The organism is Fibrivirga algicola (assembly GCF_011742925.1).
In the GTDB taxonomy this organism is placed as follows: Bacteria; Bacteroidota; Bacteroidia; order Cytophagales; family Spirosomataceae; genus Fibrella; species Fibrella algicola.
The window spans coordinates 245,069-271,195 of the sequence record NZ_WAEL01000001.1; the positions used below are offsets into that span (position 1 = coordinate 245,069).

The window sequence follows — 26,127 nt, forward strand, 5'->3', positions numbered from 1 at the left end:
AGTTCCTGAACGGGCATGAAAACAATTATTACCATTGGTTTACTGCTGGCTTCGCTGAGTAGCCGGGCACAGTCTGAAAACTGGGCGGTGAGCGCCATTCCAGCCGCCATGCTGGAAAACGCCGACGCCGTGCTGCGGCTCGATGACCTCCGGTATGTGGTTAAATCGCCAGGTGAAGCTACTCGCCAGGTACGTCAGGTAATCACGATCCTGAACGAACAGGCCGAGGATAAGGCGCGGCTGGCGGTGTATTATGATAAGTTCTCGAAAGTGGTCGACATTGAAGGCGCCATTTTTGACGCGGCGGGCAAGCAGGTGAAACGCCTCAAACGTGCCGAGATTGCCGACCGGTCTTATTCCGACGATTTTCAGGATGACACCCGCTTTAAACTGGCTGAGTTCTCGCGGCAGCTGGACTACCCTTACACGGTCGAATTCCGGTATGAGGTGAGTACGCGCAACCTGATGTTTTACCCCATTTGGCAACCGCAGGACGATCAGCGGCTGTCGGTTGTCCGGAGCCAGTTCCACATCGAAATTCCGGCGGGAATTAGCCTGCGCTACAAAGAAAGCAACGTACCCAACGCCGTTAATCGGGCGGGCGGAAGCGGGCAAACCAATGGCGTGGCCTACACCTGGTACCTCGATACGTTGCGGGCCCTGGAAATGGAACCCCTGTCGCCACCTCTGTCCGAGCAGGTGCCTACCGTGTATACGGCACCCAGTCAGTTTGACGTACAAGATTATACCGGCCGTTTTGACACCTGGAAAGATGTAGGTGCGTTTTATTACCAGCTCAACAAAGGCCGTGATGTGTTGCCGGAGGCGGTTCAGCAGCAGGTGCGGCAACTGGTAGCCAATGAAAAAACGGTGGCCGGTAAGGTGGGCAGCGTCTATGCCTACCTGCAAAGTCAGGCCCGGTACATCAGCATTCAGTTGGGCATTGGCGGCTGGCAAACCATTGAAGCAAGTCGCGTGGCCCAGACGCATTACGGCGATTGTAAGGCGCTGACCAATTACACCAAGGCGTTACTGAAAGCCGTTGGTGTGCCGTCTGTCGAGGCACTCGTAAAAGCGGGTGACGATGCCCCTGATATCCGGACTGACCTGCCTGGTTTTCAGTTCAACCACGTTTTTCTGTGCGTGCCCGTCGATCGGGATACGCTTTGGCTGGAATGTACCAGTCAGCATAGTCCGCTGGGGTATCTGGGTGATTTTACGGGTAACCGTCATGTGCTGCTGGTGACGCCCGAAGGGGGTAAACTGGTGAAAACACCCGCCTATAGCCCCGATAATAACCGGCAGCAACGTACTGCTTCGGTCACGCTTCTGCCCGACGGCGGCGCCACGGCGACCATTCGAACCAATTACACGGGGCTGCAACAAGAGCCGTATGTGGGGGTGCTTCACGGCCGAAACCGCGATCAGCAGCGCGAATGGCTCACCAAAACAATAAAACTGCCTTCGTTTGAACTGACCGATTTTGGCTTTACCGAAAAAAAAGAGCGTATTCCGGTTGTTACCGAGACACTGTCGGTGTTGTCGCGGCGGTGGGCGTCGCCCAGTGGTTCCCGGTTGTTTTTGCCCTTGAATCCGCTCTCTGCGATCGGTACCGCCCCCGTACTGACAAAACCCCGCAAACTCCCGGTTGTGCTGACCTATACGCAGGACTACTTGGATACGGACACCATAACCTATACGCTGCCCACCGGCTACACGCCCGAATTTGCGCTGGCGCCTCAACTCATCGAGTCGCCGTTTGGGAGCTATAGCGCCCGCGCCGAGGTAAGCGGCGACAAGGTGGTTTACGTTCGCCGGTTACGCATGCATCGGGGCAACTTCCCGGCCACTGCCTATACTGACTACGCTGATTTTAGAAAAAAGGTAGCCAAAGCCGACCGGGCCCAACTGGTTTTAATCCGGCGCGAAGTTGCAATGCCCGCCCCGAAATAATCAGTGGATGGCTAGCTACAGAAACCAGCAACAACCCCTTGGGAGGCTGGTAGTGTGGTGCTTGTCAAACTAGTCGATATTGTTTCTTGAGATCTCTCTAAGGTGGTTTGTGTGCAGACACAGACCACTTTTTTTATGCCCATTTTCAGTCTGATGGCGAGCGCAGTACCTGGTGGGGAGTCTTTTCTAGGTAGTTCGCTAGAAAAAATTAATTCATAGAGCAACATGGATGCGCCCTACCGGGACCAGCCTACTCAGGTGAGTACAGGATGGCCTATGCAGGTAGTTTTTTCATTTTTGCCGACCCCAAGTGACATGTATAAATTTAATACAATCCTATGTTGTTTAAATACACTCTACTATGCGAACGTATAATTTCCTAACCAGGCTATTTCTGCTTGTCAGTATAGTACTGATGGGCGCAGGAGCAATGGCTCAAACGATCACTGGTGTTGTGACCGCCGCCGACAATAACGAAGCGCTACCCGGCGTGAACGTAGTTCAGAAAGGAACGACAAACGGTGCCGTGACCGATGCAAAAGGGGAGTTCAGCCTGCGTATTAACAGCGCAAAGCCAGCAACGCTGACCTTCTCATCGATCGGCTATACGTCGAAAGAAGTTGTGGTTACCAACCAGACAACGGTGTCGGTTAAGCTGGATGCCGATGACCGGTCGCTGAGCGAGGTGGTTGTGATCGGTTACGGTACGGCCAAAAAAGCCGACGTAACCGGCGCGGTAGCCTCGTTTGACGTGAAGACGATTGATCAACGCCCCATACTCCGTGTCGACCAGGCGTTGGTTGGCCAGATGGCGGGTGTGCAGGTGAAGCAAACCAGCGGTGCGTTGGGGAAAGGCTTCAGTGTGCAGGTACGTGGTAGCGGCTCAATTACAGCCGGTAATGAACCACTTTACGTCATCGATGGCTTCCCGTTGGCAACGGCTGCGCCGAATACGGCCGGTAACTTTGCGCAAGGTAACCCCCTCGACAACATCAACCCGAACGATATTGAGTCGATTCAGGTCCTGAAAGATGCGGCTTCGGCGGCTATTTATGGCTCGCGGGCGGCCAACGGCGTCGTGCTGGTGACCACCAAACGCGGTAAGTCGGGTCGGGCGACGATCTCGCTGAATACGTACGGCGGATTCATGGAGCGCAGCCGTAAACTGGATATGCTCAGCGCCCAGGAATGGGTTGACCGGGCTACCGAAATGATCAACGCGCAGTGGGTAGCCTCAGCAGCAGGTCGGTCGGCCTCGCAAACCAACGAACAGCGCCGGGTTATTCTGGGCCTGCCGGTGGGTCAGGTGAACACTACCTTTATGACCGACGACCGCTGGGCTTTGCCGGGCCATCCGGGTCTGAACTACATCGACTGGCAAGAGCAGGCGTTCCGCAGAGGCGGCGTGCAGAACCACCAACTGTCGGCGAGTGGCGGTAACGACCGGGTGAACTACTTCGTGTCGGGCAATTTCGTGAATCAGCAGGGCATGGTGATCAACACCAACTACACTGCTTATTCGGCACGGGCCAATGTGGAAGTGAATGCGAGTAACAAACTGAAACTGGGCCTGAATCTGGCCCCAACTTACTCGGTCAATAACGATCCGGGTGTGGAAGGCAAAGACAATATTCTGCACCAACTGGTGAGCATGAGTCCGGTGCAGGAAGATACCATGGGCGTATACCCCAACGTGGGTAATAACGGGCAGTACCGGTGGAGCACGTCGACCAACAGCCCGATCGGTAAACTGCAATACGCAATTGGTGAAACCAAGCGGTTCCGTACCCTCGGCTCGGTATTTGCCGATTACCAGATTCTGCCTGGCCTGTCGTTCCGGACGTCGCTGAACCTCGACAACACCGATAACTCGGCGAAATCGTACAATCCGTATGCCATTGCCAGCAACCTGGCAACCCGCCTGGCGCAGCTCACGACGTTGACCAGCGGCAACTACAACACCTATCGGAAACGGACGTTCGTCAACGAAAACACCTTATCGTATGCCAAGGCCATTGGCGATAAACACAATATTTCGCTGCTGGGTGGTTATTCGTACAACTCGCTCAAGGTGGAAACGGCTACGCTTAACTCGAACGGCGGTTTCAGTAGCAATGTGATCACCACGCTGAACGCAGCCAATGCCGTGACGGGCAACACCACCGAATCGCAAAACGTCCTGATCTCGTATTTCGGTCGGGCGCAGTACAACTACGCTGACAAGTACCTGCTGTCGGCCAGCTTACGCCGCGACGGTTCGTCTCGCTTCGGGGCCAACACGCGCTGGGGCCTGTTTCCATCAGCCTCGATTGGCTGGCGCATTTCGGAAGAGTCCTTCATGAAAGGCATCAAGCCGATCAACGACCTGAAACTCCGGGCCAGCTTCGGTACGGCGGGTAACTACAACATTGGTGATTACAGCACCCTGCCCACGCTGACAACGGCCAACTACACCTTCAACGGAGTAAATGCCATTGGGCAGGCACCGGGTGGGGTAACCAACCCCGATTTGACCTGGGAAACATCGGAAACGGTTGACTTTGGTTTTGATGCCAGCCTGTTGAACAACCGCCTGTCGCTGACCTTCGACGTGTACAACAAACTGAATAAAGGCCTGCTGCTGAACGTACCCCTGCCGGGTGCTACGGGTTTTGCCTCGTACCTGAGCAACGCGGGCAGCGTTCGCAACCGGGGTTGGGAAATTGAAGTAAGCAGCCGCAACACAACGGGTGCCGTGAAATGGAATACCTCGCTGAACCTGAGCCACTACGACAACAAAGTGGTGGCGCTGGCTGAAGGACAAAACCAGATTCTGATTCCGTCGGCGTTCGATATTTCGCACTCGCTGCTGCGTATTGGCGAACCGATGTACAGCATCTATGTGGTGAAGCAGGTGGGCATCCTGTCGCAGGCGGATATTGATGGCAAAGCAGCCCTGTTTGGCACCCAAACGGTGGGTGATCCCAAGTACTTCGACGCCAACAACGATGGCGTGATCGACGCCAACGACCGCATGATTGTGGGTAAGCCAAACCCTGATTTTGTCTGGGGTATCACCAACAGTGTCCGCTACAAAGGCTTCGACCTGACGGTACTGGTGCAGGGCCAGAATGGCGGTTCTATTTACTCGCTGCTGGGCCGGGCGCTGGGCCGTACCGGTCAGGGATCAACGGATAATGCACTGGGTACGTACCGCGATCGCTGGTTCTCGGCGGCCAACCCAGGCGCAGGCATTGTGGGTAAAGCGTACTCGACATTTGGCCGGATCAAAAATACCGACTGGCTGTATTCGTCTGATTACGTGCGGGTTCGAAACATCACCCTGGGGTATGACCTCAAAACGTTCGTAAAAACGCCTCGATTGCAGGGTGCCCGTCTGTATGTAACGGCCGAAAACTTCTTTGGCTTCGACAAGTACAAAGGCGGCTTTAACCCGGAAGCTACCAACACTGACCTGAGCGGTAATTCGCAGTACCCCGAAGCGGGGGATTACGGCGGACTACCACTGCCCCGTTCGCTTGTTGTCGGTTTAAATGTCACATTCTAATCAGCCCAAACTCATGAAAACTAGATCAATCGCCGTTGCGGCGCTTACCATGCTGGTGCTGACATCCTGCACCGAAGACCTTACCCAAATTCCTATTTCTGCGGCCACAACATCAACGTTTTATTCGCAGACGAATGACTTTCTACAGGCGAGTAATGCCGTTTACAGTTCGTTGCGGGGATATCCAGACCGGCAGCTGAACCTGTCAGAAACACGCTCCGACAACCTGTACGCCGTGTCTGATGGTGGCGTGCGGGATTGGGAAGGCATCAACAGCTTCCAGAAAAGTATTGCGGGTAACCCCTACGTGTCGGAAGCCTGGTCGACTAATTTCAACGGGATATTCCGGGCCAACACGCTGCTAGAGCAATTGCAGAAAAACGGCAAGGTCATCACTGATGCCAATCTGCGTACCCGGTTAGAGGCTGAGGCCAAGTTTCTGCGTGCGTTCTTTTACTTCGATCTGGTCCGCTTCTTTGGCAAGGTGCCCATCATTGACCGTCCCGTAACGGCCAACGAAGCCACGGCCATTCCGCGCAGCCCCGTTAAGGATGTATACGCACAGATTATTGCCGACCTGACATTTGCCGCGACCAACCTGCCCGAAACCTACGCCGTGGCCGACCGGGGCCGTGCTACGCGGTTTGCCGCTAAAGCCGCCCTGGCGCTGGTGCACATGACCCGCTCGGGCCCTACCTACGACATTGAAGGACCGGGACTGGGTGTAAACGAGTGGCCGCAGGCACTGGCGTTGCTGAACGAAATAATCGCCAGCGGCAAGTTTTCGCTGGTTCCATCGTACGCCAACGTGTTTTCGTACACGAATGAGAACAACTCGGAGGTGATTTTCGACGTGCAGTATGCCAACGGCCTGAACCCGCTGGTGGGCGCTACGTTCCCGTGGGTGCTGGTACCCGATACCTGGTTTCAGGCCAACGGAAAAGCCGTACAGGGTGGGTTGACCATCCGTCCGGCGGCACTCGATCTGGTGAATTCGTATGACGCCGCCGACGTGCGAAAAGCGTTTGCCGTCCAAAGTGGATACACGTTCAACGGCGTGGCCGAAACCCGGCCCTTCATAAAAAAATACGTTGACCTGACCCGGGTGCCAACCAACAACCGTTCCGACTGGCCCATCAACTTCATTGTGTATCGGTACACCGATATTCTGCTGCTTAAGGCCGAGTGCATTTTGCGTGGCGCCACGGGCGGTACGCAGGCAGAGGTCGACGCGATTGTGAATCAGGTACGTGTGCGTGCCGGTTTACCAACCGTGACGGGTGTCACGCTGACGCAGTTACTACAGGAGCGCCGCAAAGAGCTGATCGGTGAGGGGTCGCGCTGGCACGATCTGGTGCGGAGCGGACAAATCGAGTCGATTATCACTAGCTGGATTGCGAAGGAAGACACCCAGAAGCAGATGCAGCCGTTCCAGAAAAACTACATTCTCTATCCGGTTCCACAGGCTGAGTTAGACGCCAAGCCAGGTCTGTATACGCAGAATCCGGGCTATTAAACATATAATTAGTTACCCGGTCATTCATTGGTCGTTGGTGCTCCTTCGCTGTTAATCGCATAATATTGCTTTTACAATGCGTGCGTATCGACTTCCAGTGAATGACTTTTTTTATAAACCTTATTCCAGCCAGCTGATGAGTGCCTTTCCGTTTGAGCAACAATTTGTTGATGCCGAGGCCATTGCCTGGGAAACTGTGGGCGAGGGCGTGCGCCGCAAAATTCTGACCTACGACGCCAACCTCATGCTGGTCGTTGTCGATTTTGAGCAGGGCGGGGTAGGGGCCATGCACCAGCATTACCACACCCAGATCAGCTACGTAAAAAGTGGTGCCTTTGCCATCACCATCGGCAACGAAGAGCGTGTGCTGAAGGCTGGCGATGCCTATTATATTCCCCCCAACGTGCTTCACGGCGCCGTTTGCCACGAAGCCGGCATGCTGGTCGATGTGTTTACACCCATGCGGGAGGACTTTGTATCATAGGCTGGGTACGTTGTTTCTTTGACGATTTATATTGCTTCGCGCTGTGTTGCTGACGCTAAGCCTATCGGTGACGCCTGGTCAGAAACCCCGTCGTCAGCAACACAGCGCGAGGCAAGTTTTCTTTCATGTGTTAATTCATCACCCCCTTTCATGTCATCAGCGTACCAGCACAACACCCGTATTCTTGTCGCCCTGGACTGTATCATCTTCGGATTCGATGGAGAAACGCTGAAGCTGTTGCTGATCAAGCGGAATTTCGAGCCTCAGTTTGGCAACTGGTCGCTGATGGGTGGCTTCTTGAACGAAGGGGAAGACCTGGAGCATGCGGCCAGCCGTATTCTCTACAACCTCACGGGGCTGCACAACAACTACCTCGAACAGCTACAAACTTTTGGCACCGTACACCGAGACCCCGTTGAACGAACGATCTCGGTAGTGTATTATTCGCTGGTGAATATTGCCGATCAGGACGTGTCGGCCATTCAGGCCCACAATGCGTCGTGGATCAGCCTCGACAACAAGCCCCCGCTCATTTTTGACCACGACCAGATGGTGATTGCTGCCCTGCAACGGCTGCGGTACAAGGCGGCACTGCATCCGATCGGATTTGAATTGCTGCCCGAGAAGTTTACGGTACCCCAATTGCAAAAGCTATACGAAGCCATCTACAATACCCAACTCGACCGGCGTAATTTTAGTCGTAAGATTATGGCTACTGACCTGCTTTTGAGCACCGGCGAAAAAGACACCAATTCGGTAACCAAGAAGGCGCAGCTTTATACCCTCAACACCGAGAAATACCAGAAGTACCTCGACGGCTACTATACCTTCCTGCCCGAACTAGCCGAACTCACGGCTCAATGAGCACCTGTCATCCTATCTCATTCGCTTGCCCGAAGGAGGCTGAGCGCGGTGCGCCGCTATGTCGCTGTAGTCAGCTACTACTGAAGTAATTATCTCCTGACCAGACTGAGCTTTTTTTGACCACCTGTTCACTCAGTTACCTACCCTGTTGCGTTGGCAAGTAGGTGCGCAATAAAAAAGGATTAATAGGCAAAATACAGTCAATTTACTGAGTAGATCACTAATGGATAAGTGAATAGTTCTAAAAACAGATTAACTATTTACCAATAATGACTAAATTTTATCATTAATTAGCTTTTAATATCCTTGCATTTTAGCTTTGAATAGTAGAATTAAATTGATAAGATTAATATAGCTTCCAGTTAAGAGCAGCTACATTTTTTTCACCCTCATCTGTTTCTTTCATCCGAATAAAACCCTCTGGATTATGAGAAGACCAGTACAGACTGAGCGGATGTGTGCGGTAGTCAAGCATGCATTGCTTCCAATTGCGCTCAGCGTAACACTTGACATAGCCATTGCTGCGCCCGGGGCGGATCGGCTACTTACAACGCCGGGCGTACGGGTAAGTGCCGGTAACAGCTTCGTTGGCGTTAAGGCCGATGTGCAAGTTTCGGGAACCGTAACAGACGACAAAGGCGAAGGACTTCCTGGCGTAAACGTGGTTATCAAAGGCAGCACGAAAGGCGCTACCACTGATGCGAATGGCCAGTTTTCGATCAACGTACCCGGGCCAACTACGGTCCTGGTTGTTTCGTTTGTCGGCTACAAATCGCAGGAGATTACAGTTGGTAGTCAGACTCGCCTCAGCGTTCGGCTGCTCGCTGATGAGCAGGCGCTCGACGAGGTGGTGGTAGTAGGTTATGGTACGCAGTCGCGCGGAACGGTAACCGGTTCGGTAGCTGCCGTTAGATCGGAAGAGATCCTCCGAACCCCCGCCGTAGCTACGTCGAGTGCACTGGTTGGCCGGGTTCCGGGTATCACTGCCCGTCAGGGCGATGCTCGCCCCGGTAACGGTACAGGCATCCAGATCCGGAACATGGGTACGCCACTTTATGTAATTGACAACATCGTTGCTGATGAAGGACAATTCAATAACCTGGGCATCAATGATATCGAGAATATATCGATTCTGAAAGATGGTTCGGCAGCTATTTATGGCCTGCGTGCTGCCAACGGCGTTGTACTGGTAACTACCAAAAAAGGTAAAGCCGGTCAGAAGCCCGTTGTTAGCCTGTCGGGTTACTATGGTCTGCAGAACTTCACGCGGTACCCAAAACCGGCCAACGCGTATCAGCACGTACGGGGTCTAGCCGAGTCGGATCAGAACCGGGGCATTGCGTCGAGCATTACGCCGGCCGAACTGGAAAAGTGGCGGGTAGGTACCGAGAAAGGGTATCAGAGCTTTGACTATTACAGCATGGTGATGCGGCCCAACGTACCCCAATCGTACCTGAACGGTAGCGTGTCGGGCGGGTCAGACAACGTGTCGTACTACGTATCGGCCAGCCACCTGAACCAGGATGCCCTCATTGAAGACTACAATTTCAAACGGAGCAACTTTCAGGCGAACGTTGAGGCGGGTCTGAGCAAGAAGCTTCGGATTGGTACGCAGATCAGCGGCCGTTTCGAGAATCGTTTCCAGACGGGTGTACCGGGCCTGGATGATTACTTCAACCCGTTCCTGAGTATCTTCTCGATGTGGCCAACCGAGCGGCCCTACGCCAACGATAACCCGAACTACATTAACCAGACGCACAACGTAAACGTAAACCCGGCTACCTATAAGAAGGAGATCACCGGTACGATCAGCGAACTATGGCGGGCGGTGAAGGCCAACTTTACAGCGCAATACGATTTCGATTTTGGCCTGGCTATTAAAGGAACGTATTCGTACAACTTCACCAACTTTGATTTTGACGGCTTCGAGTATACCTATGACGCCTATACCTACGATGCCAAAACCGACACCTATAATGTAGTGCCGGGTGGTGGTAACCAGAACCCCTGGCGTGAACGCCGGAAGCGGAATATCGCCGATCGGTTCGGGCAGTTGCAGGCAACCTATAATAAGCAGTTTGGCGATCATGGTTTGTCGACGGTGCTGGCTTACGAGCGCTATGACACCGACAATAAGTACATGATCGTGCACACAGTGCCGCCCAACAACTATATCCCACTGATGTCATTCGCCAACCAGGACTACCTGCTCGACGAGTGGAACGTAACGGCACGGGCGGGCTACATTGGCCGGGTCAATTACAACTACAAACAGCGGTATCTGGTTGAAGCGCTGGGTCGGTATGATGGGTCGTTCCTGTTTGCTCCGGGTCGTCGGTATGGTTTCTTCCCTGGTGCCTCAGTGGGCTGGCGAGCTTCGGAAGAAGACTTCTTCAAGAACAGTGGCGTAGGCAAAATTGTCAGCGAGCTGAAACTGCGGGCCAGCTACGGTCGTACAGGTAGTGACCTGATCAACAACAACTTTATTGTACCGCCATACAGCTACCTGCCTGGTTACGACTTTTTGCAAGGCAGTGCCATTTTCAACGGAGGATACGTAATTGGTGTTCGCCCACGGGGTTTACCAATCACCACGCTTTCATGGGTTAACAACGTGTCAACCAACATCGGTGTTGATTTCGGTCTCTTCAATGGCAAACTCACGGGTCAGTTCGATGTGTTTGAGCGGAAACGGACGGGTCTGCCAGCGGCGCAGTATGACGTACTCCTGCCAAGCGAAGTGGGCTACACGCTGCCTAACGCCAACCTGAACTCCGATGCTATTCGGGGTATTGAAGGTGCCTTGAGCTACTCAGGCAAAGCCGGTGAGTTTACGTATACCGTTGGTGTAAACGCGACACTGGCCCGGTTGCGCAGCCTGGAGATTTACAAGCCACGGTTTGGTAACTCATGGGATCAGTACCGCAACTCAGCCGTTGATCGCTGGTCGAGCATCAACTGGGGCTACCAGGTCGAAGGCCGGTTCCAGTCGCAGCAGCAGATCGACGATTACAAAGTGGACAATGACGGACAGGGTAACCGTACGCAACTGCCCGGCGACTTTATCTATAAAGATGTCAACGGCGACGGCCTGATCACTGCTCTCGACGAGCGCCCGATCGGTTATGCAGAAGGCGCGACACCCTACGGCAACTACGCATTCAACGGTACACTAGGCTACCGGGGCTTCTCGCTGCGCGTCGATGTAGTGGGTGCCGGGTTGCAGACGTTCCGCCGCGAGGTAGAGCAGAAAATCCCGTTCCAAAATAACGGTACATCACCAGCTTATATTCTGGAAGATCGCTGGCACCGCGCCGATCCGTTCAATGCGGATAGCCCCTGGATTGAGGGCACGTACCCAGCCGTTCGGAAAGACAGCCCAAGCCACGTGAACTACAGCCGCCGCTCTGACTTCTGGGTAACCAACGTGCAGTACCTGCGCCTGCGTAACCTCGAGATTGGCTATAACATCCCTAAGCTATTCCTGAGCAAACTGGGTGTAACGGCTATGCGGGTGTATGTAAACGGTACGAACCTGGTTTCGTTCGACAATCTGAAGTCGATTGAAGTAGATCCCGAAATTTCATCAAACGGTGCCCTGGTGTATCCACCACAACGGTTGTATAACGCCGGTTTTGCACTCAGTTTCTAATCGCCAAAAACGACTATAACAATGAATCGTTTTCATAAAATTCTGACAATCAGTTTACTGGCGCTTAGCTCGACCGCTTGCCAGGAAGACTTTCTGGAACGTCAGCCACCAAACATCATCCTTGAAAGTCAGGTTTGGAATGACCCCAAGCTGATAACGAGCCTGCTGGCCAACTATTACGACCGGCTGCCTGCCCACACGCAGATCGATATCGGCTGGGATCAGTTTGCGGCCTATGATGAAGCCATGTGGTCGGGAAATAACGACGGCCCCAACAACATCATTAACTATGGTTTTGATCGGTGGCGCCTGTGGGACTACGGTTTGATCAGGGACATCAACCTGGCGCTAGAAAACATCGAATCTAAAAGCACCGCGCTAAACACGGCCCAAAAGGCACAGTTTTCGGCTGAGTTCCGGTTCCTGCGGGCCTACATGTATTTTGAGTTGGTGAAGCGGATGGGCGGTGTGCCGATCATCACCAAGCAACTCATCTACGACTTTAGCGGTGATCCGTCGTCGATCCAGTTCCCTCGCAACAAAGAATCGGAAGTGTACGATTTTGTGGCTAGTGAACTCGATGCGATCAAGAATGACTTGGGTAATACAGGCAGCAACACCCGCGCCAACCGCTACACGGCGATGGCACTGAAAAGCCGGGCGATGCTGTATGCAGGGTCAATTGCCAAGTATAACAACCTGCTGGGCGCACCGATTCAAACACCGGGTGGTGAGGTTGGTATTCCGGCCAACCGGGCAACCGAATACTACACCAAGGCGCTCGATGCAGCCAAGGAAGTTATTGCCGGTCCGTATTCACTCTACCGCGTGAACCCTAATCTGGGCGAAAATTTCTTTGATGCGATCACCAAAAAGCTGAACAACGCCGAGGTGATTATGGCCAAGGATTTCCTGACGGCGAAAGACAAGCGGCACTCATTCAGTTACGACAACATCGCCCGCAACATCCGGGAAGATAACCTGTCGTCGTCGAACGTAACGCCTGTCCTGAACCTGGTGGAAGCCTACGAATACCTGGACGGTTCGTCGGGTGAACTGAAAACGCGCACGGCCGATGATAAAGATTATATCTACTACGATAATCTCAGCGGTCCGTTTGCCAATAAAGATGCCCGCTTATATGGAACGGTCATTTACCCCGGTACCACCTTTAAGGGGCAGGAAGTACAGATTCAGGCAGGCGTAGCCGTTTGGAATGGCACAACCTACCAGTTTGTGGAAGGCAACACGCTGGGTTCAAACTACACCGATGGCAAATTGCTAACAGGTAGCTCGGGACCACAGCGGTCACAGACGGAAGTGTCGAACTCAGGTTTTTACCTACGGAAATACATTGATCCCGCCGCCCTGTCGAGCACGCGTGGTATCCGGAGCGACATGTGGTGGATCCGTTTCCGTCTGGGTGAAGTGCTGCTCAACGCCTCGGAGGCTGCCTTCGAACTGGGTCAGACAGCCACGGCCCTCACCTACGTAAATCAGGTACGTGAGCGGGCTGGTTTCCCGGCCAATAGCCTCAAGACCCTTACGCTGGCGCGGTTGCAAAACGAGCGTCGGGTAGAGTTGGCGTTTGAAGACCACCGCGTGTGGGACGTGAAACGGTGGCGTATTGCCCACGAGATCTGGAATGGCAGCGCAAGCAACCCCAACGCCGTCATGTCGGCGCTGTATCCCTACCGCGTAGTGCGTCCGGGTAGCCCGCAAGACGGTAAATACATCTTCGTAAAGTTGGTGGCTCCCCGTTTCCGTGCGCCGCGCCTGTTCCAGTTTGGTAACTACTATTCGTCTATCGACCAGGCTGTTATCAATAATAATCCGAAGATCGTTCGCAATCCTTTTCAGTAAGAACCAATCATGAAAGCAATTCTTTTTAGCCTATTGGCGGGTACGATCCTGATGACGAGCTGCCAGAAAGATAACTTCGAGCCCCCCAAGTCGACACTGACAGGCCGCGTTATTTATGAGAACCAGCCAGTGGGCGTTCGCACCAACGGTGTTCAGCTCGAACTTTGGCAGCGTGGCTACCAGCTGTTTACGAAAATTCCCCTGCTGGTAGGGCAGGATGGTACGTTCTCGGCTGTCCTGTTCGACGGCGACTACAAACTGGTGCGGTTGCGCGGTAATGGCCCCTGGGTCGACAACACCGATACAATTGCTGTACAGGTACGTGGCTCTGCCACAATCGATGTACCCGTGCAGCCCTACTTCGTAATTCGGAATCCAACTGTGCAGCGGAGCGGTACCAACCTGACGGGCTCCTGTACGGTGGCTCAGGCAACAGCGGGTCGGGCTATCGAACGGGTAACGATGTATGTGGGCACTACGCAGTTTGTTGACGCTACCAATAACGTTGGCTCGGTGAACTTGACCGGAACGGCCCTGGCCGATCTGAGCAAGCCGTTGGCCCTGTCGCTGGCGCTACCAACGGCGGTTTCGAGCCGGGCTTATTTTTACGCCCGCATTGGCGTGAAAACAGTTGGTGTAGCTGAACTGCTGTACGCCCCAGTACAGAAAATAACGCAGTAAGTAGCCAGGACGAATAGAGATGCAGGCAAACCGGGTAACTGATCAGTTGTGGTTAGTTGCCCGGTTTGTTACTGTTCTGGCCGGACCAACGCCGAAAAGAGAGTCGGGCGCAAGTAGTTTCATCGCGGTGAAGTAGACGTATCTGTTCGTCCGTGCAACCTGTGGTATGGCGCCGCGCCACCCAATCTTCACTAGTCAACCCCGGTCACACGGATGCCTATTTACAAACTGCTGGGTACGTTTGCGCTATGGCTGCTCATGGTATCATGCAAACAGGACACCGGCACAGCCAGCAGCGTACCTGTTGTGCCCGTGGGTAGCCCGCCGCCCGCCTTTGACCTCAATTCCATCACGGATAATTATGCCAATGTGGCTCCGTTTAGCAACTACCAGCGCTGGGGAAGCTACAACGTACACGACCCCTCTATTCTGAAAATTGGCGATTACTATTACTGCTACAATACCGATGTTGCTTACGGAACGAGCGTGCGGCCGGGCATTCAGATCCGGAAATCGAAGGACCTGATCGAGTGGACGTTTGTGGGCTGGGTGTTCAACGCAGGCTTACCGATTCCGGCGGCCAACTTCATCCGGCTCAACAACGGCAAACCCAACGAAGGCATCTGGGCCCCATACATCATGCAGGTAGGTAGCGAACTGCGGCTCTACTACTCACTCTCGTCTGACCAGTGCAAACTCAGCGCCATTGGCCTGGCCACGGCCACTAACCCCGAAGGTCCCTGGGTCGATAAAGGCATTGTGGTGAGTTCGACCTGCCAGAGCAACCCGCAAACCAACGCCATTGATCCCACGGTGATTGTTACCGCGTCGGGCGAACACTGGATGCACTACGGCTCGGGCTACGACGGTATCTACACCCTGCCACTCAACCCCGCAACAGGGATGGCGCTGACCACCGGCGACAAGGGCAGGCGTATTGCCAACCGGGGCTTTACCAGTGGCCGCTACAACGGCAATATTGAGGGGCCGGAGATCATTTACCACCCGACGCTGAAAAAGTACTTTCTGTTTATTGCCTACGACTGGATCGACACCAAATACAACGTGCGGGTTGGGCGCAGTGACAGCCCCACCGGCCCGTTCTACGATTTCGACGGTAAAGACCTGAACCTCGACATCGACCACGGCCCCATGATTCTGGCACCTTACCAGTTTAGCGGGCATAGTGGCTGGCAGGGTGTATCGCACTGCTCGGTGTTTGCCAAAGACGGCCAGTTTTTCATGGCGCATCAGGGGCGGCCGGGGTTCGACAAATACTTTATGCACCTGCACGTTCGCAAGCTATTCTGGACGCCCGATGGCTGGCCGGTGGTTTCGCCCGAACGTTACGCTGGTGAAGACGAAGCATTGGTGGCCCAAACTGATTTGTCGGGCGATTGGGAGGCTATTTCGCTGGGTTATCGCATTGTGCCGGGTTACGACAGAGAACAAACATCGCCCGATTTTCAACAGTCGGTAGTCCTTAAGCTTAATGCCAATGGCACGGTGAACGCCGATGCCGCCAGCAAGTGGACCTATGCTGCTCCCTGGCTTAGTATCACCTGGAGCGACGGGCTGACCGATCAGGTACTGGTGCAGAAAGGCCGCGATTGGGAAAACAAAAAAGCGACGGTCATTTTTACCGGCCTCAACAACAAAGGCACCGCCGTGTGGGGGAAAAAGAAGTAACGTACCTACCCGATAGTCGGGTTGATACAAAGCCTGCCAGAACGAATTGATTAATCCATCGAATCACATAGTATGAATGTAATTACCAAAACGGTGAGTCTGTTGCTCGCCGCTGCCAGCTTTGCGCAGGCACAACCTGCCCCGGTTGTCCGGGTTAATGTCAACCAACCTGTTGCCGATATTCAGCCTACCATGTGGGGCGTTTTCTTTGAAGATATCAACTTCGGGGCCGACGGGGGGATTTATGCTGAACTGGTTAAGAACCGCTCATTCGAGTTTTTTAAGCCACTGATGGGCTGGACTGTGCGGGGTAAAAAGCGCACGGAAGGCGACATTCTGGTGCAGAACCGGGCCGAGTCAGGTACGTCGTCGGAGTCGCAAAGCAATAACCCGCGCTACATCCGGGTAAGTGCCAATTCGGCTAATGCCGGCGATCTGGAACTGATCAATGAAGGCTTCCGGGGCATGGGTATCAAGAACGGTCTGCGTTACGATTTCGCCCTGATGTACCGGGTGCAATCGGGTAACGTAAAACTACACGCCGACCTGCTCGATGCCAAAGGCCAACCGATTGGCTCAGGTACGTTGACCCCCGAAAAAACGGACGGGCAATGGCACAAACAACAGATCAGCTTTAAATCAAGTGCCACCGAGCCGAAAGGCAAGCTAAAAGTCTGGTTTGAAGGCACCGGCGTGGTCGATCTCGACATGATTTCGCTTTTCCCGGAAGATACCTGGAAAGGTCGCCCCGGCGGAATGCGGGCCGATATGGTGCAGATGCTGGCCGATATGAAGCCTGGTTTTGTGCGTTTTCCCGGTGGCTGTATCGTGGAAGGGCATGACCTCACGCAACGCTACCAGTGGAAGAAAACGCTGGGTGCACCCGAAGATCGCCAGCTGGTCATTAACCGCTGGAATTTTGAGTTTGGCCACCGCCCCACGCCCGACTATTTCCAGACATTTGGGCTGGGCTTTCTTGAATATTTCCAGCTCTGTGAAGACATCGGCGCCGAGCCACTGCCGATCCTGAACTGTGGTATGGCCTGTCAGTTCAATACCGCCGAGCTGGTACCGCTGGATCAGCTCGACCCATACGTGCAGGACGCCATCGACCTGATTGAATTTGCCAATGCTGATGTGACTACCAAGTGGGGTAAGGTGCGGGCCGATCTGGGTCACCCAAAGCCGTTTAACCTGAAAGTGCTGGGTGTAGGTAACGAAAATTGGGGCCCGCAGTACATCGAGCGACTAGCCATTTTCCAGAAAGCCATCAAAGCGAAATACCCTAATATGCGGCTGGTGTGCAGCTCCGGCACCGATCCCGACGGTGAACGATTCGACTTCCTGAACGGGAAACTCCGCGCCATGAACGCCGATCTGATCGACGAGCATTACTACCGTCGGCCCGAGTGGTTCCTGCAAAACGTGAAGCGCTACGACACGTACCCACGCAACGGCTCGAAAGTGTTTGCGGGCGAATGGGCCGCCCAAAGCGACAAAACGGTGAGCGTGAACAACAAGAATAACTGGCTCTGCGCCCTGAACGAAGCAGCCTTCATGACCGGCCTGGAGCGGAACGCTGCTGTGGTACAGATGGCCTCCTACGCCCCGCTCTTCGCCAACGCCGACGCCTGGCAGTGGACGCCCGACCTGATCTGGGTTGATAACCTGCGGGTGTACGGAACGCCCAACTATTACGTGCAGAAGCTTTATTCGGTCAACAAAGGCACGCATGTGCTAACCATGACGCAGAACAACGAGCCGCTGGCTGGTCAGGATAGCCTCTATGCTTCGGCCGCCTGGGACAAAGCGGCGGGCGAGATCATCCTGAAAGTAGCCAACGTGTCGGACAAGGTGCAGGTACGTCAGATTCAGCTCGACGGCACGAAGAAACTGGACCCAACCGGCAAGCTTTTCCTGTTGAAAAATGACAACCTGAATGCGGTCAATTCCTTTGAGAACGCGACCAACGTCAGCCCGGTCGAACAGCCGATTTCCGTTGATACGAAGAAGAAATACGTAACGATGACGCTGGCCCCCAAGTCGTTCTCAGTCGTGCGAATCAAGGCGATGATGTAATACCGGGTTCGAGGTTTATTGTTTGACGTCTGTGGCTGCTTCGCGCTGTAGGCTACTGACGCGGGCACGCCTAGTCGAAGGGCTCCACGTCAGTAACCTACAGTGCAAAGCAACTGCAAACTCTCCTAAGCCATAGTTACCGCTTACTCCGTTGTCACTCGCCCCGCGTCAGCAACCTAGAGCGCGAAGCAACCACAAACCGCGGCGGCGGACCGTCTCGAACAACAAACGATAAACCCAAAATACCCCATGTTCAACAAAATAGCTACCGTTGCACTGCTCATGACCCTGGCCGCAGGCGTACCCAGCTTTGCACAGGGGCCGGGCCCTACGTCGGGAACGGGGATCACCACCCATGACCCCAGCACTATTCAGAAAGAGAATAGCAAGTACTGGTATTTCGCTACCGGGAACGGCATACAAGCCGTTAGCTCGCCCGACCTGAAGACCTGGAACGTGGAAAAGTCCATCTTTGAGCGGGGTACGTGGCCTAAATGGATTGATTCGACCGTTACGAATTTCAAAGGTCATTTCTGGGCACCCGACTGTATCCGGATGAACGGGAAATACTACCTCTATTATTCCTGCTCGTCGTTTGGAGCGCCCACCTCGGCTATTGGTGTGGCCACGTCACCCACGCTCGATCCGCAGTCGCCGACTTACAAATGGGAGGATCAGGGCATGGTGGTGAAGTCAAAGGTGCGAGCTGATTTTAACGCCATTGACCCCGGCCTGATGCGCGACACCGATGGGCGGGTCTACTTCGTTTACGGCTCTTTCCACGGAGGCATCGGTGCAGCTGAGGTAGACACAACGACCGGCAAACTCAAAACCGACATTAAGCGGGTGGCCGGCGGCCGTGAGTCAGACTGGGAGGCGGCAACGCTGGTGAAGGAAGGGAAATACTATTACTTGTTCGTGAACAACGGGCTATGCTGCAAGGGGCTCAACAGCACATACTACATTGTGGTTGGCCGTTCGGAAAACCCGATGGGGCCGTTCCTCGACCAAACGGGGCGCGATCTGACGGCTGGCGGTGGCACCATTGTACTGCGCACCGATGGCCGGTATATCGGACCCGGGCACGTGGGCCTGCTCCGCGAAGGAGGCAGGAATATCGTATCGATTCATTACTACGATGCTGAAGATAAGGGCCGGTCGAAACTGGCGTTCAGAGAACTGTCCTTCCGAAAAGGATGGCCTGTTTTGGAGGAAAAATTGAAGTAACCCGGCTAAAGTTAAAATGAACGATAGTAATATTGTGTCAAATTGACACTTTTAAGAGTTTCCTGGTTCGATGACTGCTTTTACCCTGAATCATGTACGGGTTACACGGTTGGGTTAGAAGGGTAACCGGACTTCTTTGAAGCGTGCCGTGTTTCGCGTTGTAGCAGATTGAGGCTTGCTGTATAGTTGCTTCGCGCGCCGGGTCTGTGGAAAGGTCTGGCGCGCGAAGCAACATGCACTTAATCACACAGTGTCGAAGAAACTTACCCTTAACTCGTTCAGAACGAATAAAATACTATGAAAAGTCAGTATGTTATTGGCGTCGATTTCGGCACCGACTCCGTGCGGGCGTTGCTGGTGGATGCACATACCGGGCAGGCCGTGGGCACACACGTGCATGAATACGTGCGCTGGAAACAGGGTTTATATTGCAATCCTGCCCAATCGCAGTTCCGTCAGCATCCTCTTGATTACCTTGAAGGGTTGGAGGCAAGCATCAAAGGTGCATTAGCGCAGGCGCCCGCCGAGGTACGTTCGCAGGTAGTCGGCATCTCCGTCGATACAACCGGTTCGACGCCCGTTGCGGTCGACAAAACCGGTTTGCCGCTGGCGTTACGTCCCGATTTTGAAGGCAACCCCAATGGCATGTTCATTCTCTGGAAAGACCATACGGCCAACGCCGAAGCCGAAGAGATCAATAACCTGGCCCACCACTGGGATACCGACTACACCAAGTACGTTGGCGGTATTTACTCGTCGGAATGGTATTGGGCCAAGATGCTGCGGACTCTGCGCGTTGATGAACAAGTACGTGAACACGCGTTCTCGTGGGTTGAGCACTGCGACTGGGCATCGGCCGTATTGACAGGCAATACCGATCCGCTGACACTGCGCCGGTCGCGGTGTGCGGCGGGGCACAAAGCGTTGTGGCATAGTGAATTTGATGGGTTACCTTCCGATGAATTCTTAACCAAACTGGACCCCCTACTGGCCGGTCTGCGCGATCGCCTGTTTACCGATACCTATACTGCCGACGAAGCCATGGGTAACCTCTCGGCTGAATGGGCTGACAAGCTGGGCTTGTCGACCGACGTGGTCATTGGCGTGGGTGCCTTCGATGCACACATGGGCGCTGTCGGGGCTGAAATTGAGCCCTACACGTTCGTCCGCATCATGGGTACATCGACCTGTGATATTCTGATGGCGCCGAACGAAGAGATCGGACACCGCCTGATCCGGGGCATCTGCGGTCAGGTCGATGGGTCGGTGGCACCGAGTATGCTGGGTATGGAAGCCGGTCAATCAGCCTTCGGTGATCTCTACGCCTGGTTTGCCCGCCTGCTGACGGGGCCGGTACGCGATCTGCTGGGTGACGAAGCCGCCAACACGATGATGAGCAAACTAATTCCGCACCTGTCAGATCAGGCCGCTCAGCTGCCCGTTACACCAAACGATATCATCGCCCTCGACTGGATCAACGGTCGCCGCACGCCGGATGCCAACCACACGCTGAAAGCCGCTATTTCGGGTCTGAATTTAGGTACAGATGCCGCACAGGTGTTCAAGGCGCTGGTCGAAGCCACGGCCTTTGGTTCGCGCAGCATTGTCGACCGGTTCATTCAGGAAGGGGTTCAAATCAAAAAAGTAATTGCTATCGGTGGTGTCGCCAAGAAGTCGCCATTTGTGATGCAAACCTTGGCCGACGTGCTGAACAAGCCCATTCAGGTGGCGCAGTCTGATCAGGCCTGTGCCCTTGGCGCGGCTATGTGCGCGGCTGTAGCGGCGGGCGTTCATCCAACGCTATCGGAAGCGCAACAGGCGATGGGTTCCGGGTTCGATGCCTCTTACGCCCCCCGTCCCGACAAGGTAGCGATCTATGAGACCCTCTACCAGAAATACCTGACTCTCGGCGCGTTCGTCGAGAACGTACCTGCCCGGCAGGCAGTGGCCGAGGTGATGTAATACAGGCTGAAGCCTGTGTTACGTACACAATACACTATTTTTCATTTTACAATACTCATTATCAATGCTCAATCTGAAGCAGTTCGAAATTTGGTTCGTTACTGGTAGCCAACATTTATATGGGGAAGAAACCCTGCGGCAGGTAGATGCCCATTCGCAGGTTATCGCCCAATTCCTCGATAACGCCGCCGCTATGCCGGTGCGGGTGGTGTTCAAGCCGGTGGTGAAAACGCCCGACGAGATTTACGCCATTTGTCAGCAGGCCAACGTGGCGCCAAACTGCGTGGGTATTGTGACCTGGATGCATACGTTCTCGCCCGCCAAAATGTGGATTCGGGGGCTGAACATTCTGAAAAAGCCGTTGCTGCATCTGCATACGCAATTCAACCGCGATATACCCTGGGGCGATATCGATATGGATTTCATGAACCTCAACCAGTCGGCACATGGCGACCGGGAGTTTGGGTTCATCATGTCGCGTATGCGGTTAAATCGCAAGATCGTGGTTGGTTTCTGGCAGGAAGAGGCCGTGATTCAGAAAATCGGGTCATGGGCGCGGGTAGCTGTAGGTGCGCACGAGCTGAAGACGCTGAAAGTCGTTCGTTTCGGCGACAATATGCGGCAGGTGGCCGTAACGGATGGCGATAAAGTGGCCGCCGAAATGACCTTTGGTATGTCGGTGAACACGCATGGCATCGGCGATCTGGTAGCGGTGATCAACCAGGTGACCGACGCGGATATTGATCAGTTGGTGACAGACTATGCCGATAGCTACACGTTGATGAACTCGCTGCTGAAAGGGGGCGAGCAGCACAGCTCGTTGCGTGATGCTGCCAAAATTGAAATTGGTCTGCGCGCGTTTATGCAAGACGGTGGTTTCGGTGCTTTTAGCGACACCTTTGAAGATTTGCATGGCATGGGTCAGTTGCCGGGTATTGCGGCGCAACGGCTAATGGCCGAAGGCTACGGCTTTGCGGGCGAGGGAGACTGGAAAACCGCGGCGATGGTGCGCGTGATGAAAGTGATGGCGGCCGGATTGTCGGGCGGTAACTCGTTCATGGAAGACTACACTTACCATTTCGATCCATCAAATCCGCTGGTATTAGGCTCGCACATGCTCGAGATATGCCCCAGCATCGCGGACGGTAAGCCAACCTGCGAGATTCACCCGCTGGGTATTGGTGGTAAAGCCGATCCTGTCCGCCTGGTGTTCAACGCCCCGGCTGGCCCGGCCATCAACGTGTCGCTAATTGATATGGGTAACCGGTTCCGGCTGCTGGTTAACGAAGTAGATGCTGTTGCCGTAACCGAAGCGTTGCCTAAACTGCCCGTTGCCCGTGCGCTCTGGAAACCCAAGCCGGATATGGCCACGGGTTGTGCGGCCTGGATTCTAGCTGGTGGTGCGCACCATACTGTGTACAGCCAGAACCTGAACACTGACCAGATCGAAGATTTCGCCGACATCTTCGGTGTTGAACTCGTCGTGATCGACGGCGACACAAACCTGCGTCAACTGAAAAACGAACTCCGCTGGAGCGAAAGCTATTACCGGTAGGTACGTTGCGGGTTGTTTGTTGTCTTGGCGTAACCCCCTCAAGGGGGTTACGCCAAGACAACAAACAACCCGCTCTCCAAAATCTCTCATGAAAAAACAACTCCTAACTATTCCCTTAGCCTGTCTGTCATTATTGGCGGCAGCACAGAATAAGGTGACGATCAATGCGGGTGATGGCAAGACCATTATCAACAAGCATATCTACGGTCACTTTGCCGAACACCTGGGGCGGTGTATCTACGATGGCTTTTATGTAGGCGAAACCAACAAGACGATCCCGAACAAAAACGGGGTACGTCTCGATGTGGTCGACGCGCTAAAGAAGATGAAAATCCCGAACCTGCGCTGGCCGGGTGGTTGCTTTGCCGATACATATCACTGGAAAGATGGTATTGGTCCGAAAGCCAAACGGCCGTCGATCGTGAACACCTGGTGGGGTGGCGTAACCGAGAACAACAGCTTCGGTACGCACGACTTCCTGAACATGTGTGAACTGCTGGGCACTGAGCCCTATCTGGCCGGTAACGTCGGCAGCGGCACCGTGCAGGACCTGACCGAGTGGGTGCAGTACGTGAACTTCGAGAAGAATAGCCCGATGTCGAACCTGCGTCAGCAGAACGGTCGCGCTACGCCCTGGAACGTGAAATACTGGGGTGTTGGTAACGAAGCGTGGGGCTGCGGCGGCAACATGAAACCAGAGTATTACGCCAACATCTACCGGCAGTACAGCACGTTCATGAATCCGCAGGTGGGTAAAGAGAAGATCTTCCGCATTGCGTCGGGTGCTAGTTCAGACGATTTTAACTGGACGGAAACGCTGATGAAGAATATTCCGGTCAACATGGTGGAAGGCGTAGCCATGCACCACTACTCGACATTCGGCTGGGACCCCGGCGTGAAAGGGTCTGCTACGGATTTCACCGAAGCACAGTACTTCCGCACCATGCAGCAGGCGCTGAAAATGGATGAATACATCCAGAAGCACTCGGCTATCATGGATAAGTATGACCCCAAGAAACGCGTAGCGCTAGTAGTCGACGAGTGGGGTTCGTGGTACGAAGTAGAACCGGGTACCAATCCGGGTTTCCTGTACCAGCAGAACACCATGCGCGACGCTATTCTGGCCGGAGCCACGCTCAACATCTTCCACAAGCATGCTGAGCGGGTACGTATGGCGAACCTGGCGCAGGCGATCAACGTGCTGCAGGCCGTGATTCTGACGAAAGGGTCGCAGCTTATTCTGACGCCGACTTACCACGTGCTGGAAATGTACAACGTGCACCAGGACGCCACGCTGCTGCCGATCGATATAAAGTCAGACGATTACGAAGTGGGTAAAGACAAACTGCCCGCCGTGTCGGCTTCGGCTTCACGCGATAAAGCAGGTAAAGTACACGTATCGCTCGTAAACCTGAATCCGAATAAGTCGCAGGAGGTGACAGTGAGTCTGAAAGGGTTAACCGCCAAAGCCGTAACGGGCCGTATTTTAACGTCGGCCAAGGTGCAGGATCACAATACGTTCGAGAGCCCGGCCAAAGTGAAACCCGTTGCGTTCAATGGAACCAAACTAAACGGTGACGAACTAACCGTGACCTTGCCAGCGGTGTCAGTTGTTGTGTTAGAAATGTAAACAAAGGGAGAAGGGAGGAACGGTGAAACGGGGTTGCTTTCGCACGGTAAGCTACGCGTGCAACTGATTTCTTTTCTCTTTTTCCCTTTTCCCGTACCTCCTTTTCTACCCCTATGTATAAGTCCCTACAGGAAGAATGCTACGAGGCCAATATGCAGCTGCCGAAGCTAGGTCTGGTGCTCTTCACCTTTGGCAATGTCAGCGCGGTCGATCGTGACCGAGCGGTGTTCGCCATCAAGCCAAGCGGCGTCGATTACGCCAAACTAACGCCCGCCGACATCGTCATCTGCGATTACGAGGCGAAGGTGGTGGCAGGTACGTTTCGCCCGTCGTCGGATACCAAAACCCACGCGTTGCTTTACAAAACCTGGGGCGATATCGGTGGCATTGTGCATACGCACAGCACTCATGCCGTTGCCTGGGCGCAAGCCGGTATGGACATTCCAATCTTTGGAACTACGCACGCCGACCACACGCACCAAGATATCCCCTGCGCCCCCGCCTTAACCGACGAGATGATTCAGGGTGATTATGAGCATGAAACGGGCAATCAGATTTTTGGTGTTTTTGCCGAAAAAGGGTTGAACCACAAGGAGATGGAAATGGTGCTGTTGCAGAACCATGGCCCGTTTACCTGGGGGAAAACCGCCGAAAAAGCCGTATACAACGCCGCCGTGCTGGAAGAGCTAGCTCGTATGGCGTACCTCACGCTCCAGATCAACCCGAACACGCCCCGCCTGAAAGACACCCTTCGCATGAAGCACTACGAGCGCAAGCACGGCGTGAATGCGTATTACGGTCAGGGTTGCTAGGTTGGCAGATGAGGTAGTTGGATAATTTGGGTACTTGCTTCTCGAGGTAAGGCCTTCAACTAGGCGTTACAGATAGGATCAGGCCCTACCTCGAGAAGCAAGCACCTTCCACTACAGCTCAATTCGCTCAATATCCATCCGGCGAATCAAGCCGTTTTCGATTTGGTAGATGTGATAGACAGTCTCATCAATAAGCGTTGCGCCGTTTAAGTCTTTAATGAACTGATGAACTTCCGTGCGCACCCGGCCGTCGCTATCGACTGTAAAGGATAGCGGCTCAACGTGCGGGTTGATGAGCCCCCACTGCCTGGTCCAGTAATCCCGGATTTCCTGATGGCCGTGCACAAAGCCACCTTCCATGCCATTTGACCAGTCAACATCAGGGTGCATCAAGGCTAACGCACCGTCGATAGTGCGTTGATTGAAATTTAGGTAAGCCTCGTTCAGGAGTTGTTCGTGTGCATTCATTTGATTGACTTCGCTGGAAACGGTTATAGTGAAGCCCAAAAATCCAGTGAATCAGACACATTGCTTGTCAGCGTAAATTGAGATTTTATCAGTTTAGGTTATTTCTGGCGTGGCAACGGAATCGCTTGTTTAGTGGTCTACTTCA

General features: G+C 54.1%; 16 protein-coding genes. 15 read left to right on the top strand and 1 reads right to left on the bottom strand.

Annotated elements, in window-relative coordinates; all coding sequences use genetic code 11:
• The first annotated feature begins 15 nt into the window (after positions 1 to 15).
• The 15 genes from F7231_RS00990 (at position 16) to F7231_RS01060 (ending at position 25,514) form a co-directional block, all read left to right on the top strand.
• Positions 16 to 1,953: a DUF3857 domain-containing protein gene (locus F7231_RS00990; RefSeq protein WP_166690592.1), complete on the top strand. Its 1,938-nt coding sequence runs from the start codon at positions 16 to 18 to the stop codon at positions 1,951 to 1,953.
• A gap of 361 nt (positions 1,954 to 2,314) precedes the next feature.
• Positions 2,315 to 5,500 (top strand): SusC/RagA family TonB-linked outer membrane protein, encoded by a 3,186-nt coding sequence (locus F7231_RS00995; protein ID WP_166690593.1) that lies wholly within the window; start codon positions 2,315 to 2,317, stop codon positions 5,498 to 5,500.
• 13 nt (positions 5,501 to 5,513) lie between these two features.
• Positions 5,514 to 7,016 (top strand): RagB/SusD family nutrient uptake outer membrane protein, encoded by a 1,503-nt coding sequence (locus F7231_RS01000; RefSeq protein ID WP_166690594.1) that lies wholly within the window; start codon positions 5,514 to 5,516, stop codon positions 7,014 to 7,016.
• A 136-nt stretch (positions 7,017 to 7,152) separates the two neighbouring features.
• Positions 7,153 to 7,500, top strand: a complete 348-nt coding sequence (locus F7231_RS01005; RefSeq protein ID WP_085410457.1) for a cupin domain-containing protein — start codon at positions 7,153 to 7,155, stop codon at positions 7,498 to 7,500.
• 150 nt (positions 7,501 to 7,650) lie between these two features.
• The gene (locus F7231_RS01010) at positions 7,651 to 8,364 is read left to right on the top strand and encodes an NUDIX hydrolase (RefSeq protein WP_085410456.1); all 714 of its coding nucleotides are present in this window, start codon (positions 7,651 to 7,653) and stop codon (positions 8,362 to 8,364) included.
• Positions 8,365 to 8,791: 427 nt separating this feature from the next.
• Positions 8,792 to 12,016 carry a SusC/RagA family TonB-linked outer membrane protein gene (locus F7231_RS01015; protein ID WP_085410455.1) on the top strand — a complete coding sequence of 1,075 codons (3,225 nt, stop codon included), beginning with the start codon at positions 8,792 to 8,794 and terminating at the stop codon, positions 12,014 to 12,016.
• A gap of 21 nt (positions 12,017 to 12,037) precedes the next feature.
• Positions 12,038 to 13,879, top strand: coding sequence for a RagB/SusD family nutrient uptake outer membrane protein (locus F7231_RS01020; protein ID WP_085410454.1), 1,842 nt, complete (start codon positions 12,038 to 12,040; stop codon positions 13,877 to 13,879).
• A gap of 9 nt (positions 13,880 to 13,888) precedes the next feature.
• Positions 13,889 to 14,560, top strand: a complete 672-nt coding sequence (locus F7231_RS01025; RefSeq protein ID WP_085410453.1) for a DUF3823 domain-containing protein — start codon at positions 13,889 to 13,891, stop codon at positions 14,558 to 14,560.
• Between the two features lie 213 nt (positions 14,561 to 14,773).
• Positions 14,774 to 16,249, top strand: a complete 1,476-nt coding sequence (locus F7231_RS01030) for an arabinan endo-1,5-alpha-L-arabinosidase (RefSeq protein ID WP_166690595.1) — start codon at positions 14,774 to 14,776, stop codon at positions 16,247 to 16,249.
• 72 nt (positions 16,250 to 16,321) lie between these two features.
• Complete coding sequence (locus F7231_RS01035) at positions 16,322 to 18,328, top strand: alpha-L-arabinofuranosidase family protein (protein ID WP_166690596.1); 2,007 nt, start codon at positions 16,322 to 16,324, stop codon at positions 18,326 to 18,328.
• A 249-nt stretch (positions 18,329 to 18,577) separates the two neighbouring features.
• Complete coding sequence (locus tag F7231_RS01040; RefSeq protein WP_166690597.1) at positions 18,578 to 19,555, top strand: arabinan endo-1,5-alpha-L-arabinosidase; 978 nt, start codon at positions 18,578 to 18,580, stop codon at positions 19,553 to 19,555.
• Between the two features lie 297 nt (positions 19,556 to 19,852).
• Positions 19,853 to 21,517, top strand: a complete 1,665-nt coding sequence (locus tag F7231_RS01045; RefSeq protein WP_166690598.1) for a ribulokinase — start codon at positions 19,853 to 19,855, stop codon at positions 21,515 to 21,517.
• Between the two features lie 64 nt (positions 21,518 to 21,581).
• Complete coding sequence (araA, locus tag F7231_RS01050; protein WP_166690599.1) at positions 21,582 to 23,072, top strand: L-arabinose isomerase; 1,491 nt, start codon at positions 21,582 to 21,584, stop codon at positions 23,070 to 23,072.
• 88 nt (positions 23,073 to 23,160) lie between these two features.
• The gene (locus F7231_RS01055; protein ID WP_166690600.1) at positions 23,161 to 24,702 is read left to right on the top strand and encodes an alpha-N-arabinofuranosidase; all 1,542 of its coding nucleotides are present in this window, start codon (positions 23,161 to 23,163) and stop codon (positions 24,700 to 24,702) included.
• A gap of 113 nt (positions 24,703 to 24,815) precedes the next feature.
• The gene (locus F7231_RS01060; protein WP_085410446.1) at positions 24,816 to 25,514 is read left to right on the top strand and encodes an L-ribulose-5-phosphate 4-epimerase; all 699 of its coding nucleotides are present in this window, start codon (positions 24,816 to 24,818) and stop codon (positions 25,512 to 25,514) included.
• A gap of 111 nt (positions 25,515 to 25,625) precedes the next feature.
• Here the strand turns inward: F7231_RS01060 and F7231_RS01065 are convergent, their stop codons facing one another.
• Positions 25,626 to 25,982, bottom strand: a complete 357-nt coding sequence (locus F7231_RS01065) for a nuclear transport factor 2 family protein (RefSeq protein ID WP_166690601.1) — start codon at positions 25,980 to 25,982, stop codon at positions 25,626 to 25,628.
• Positions 25,983 to 26,127: the final 145 nt, after the last annotated feature.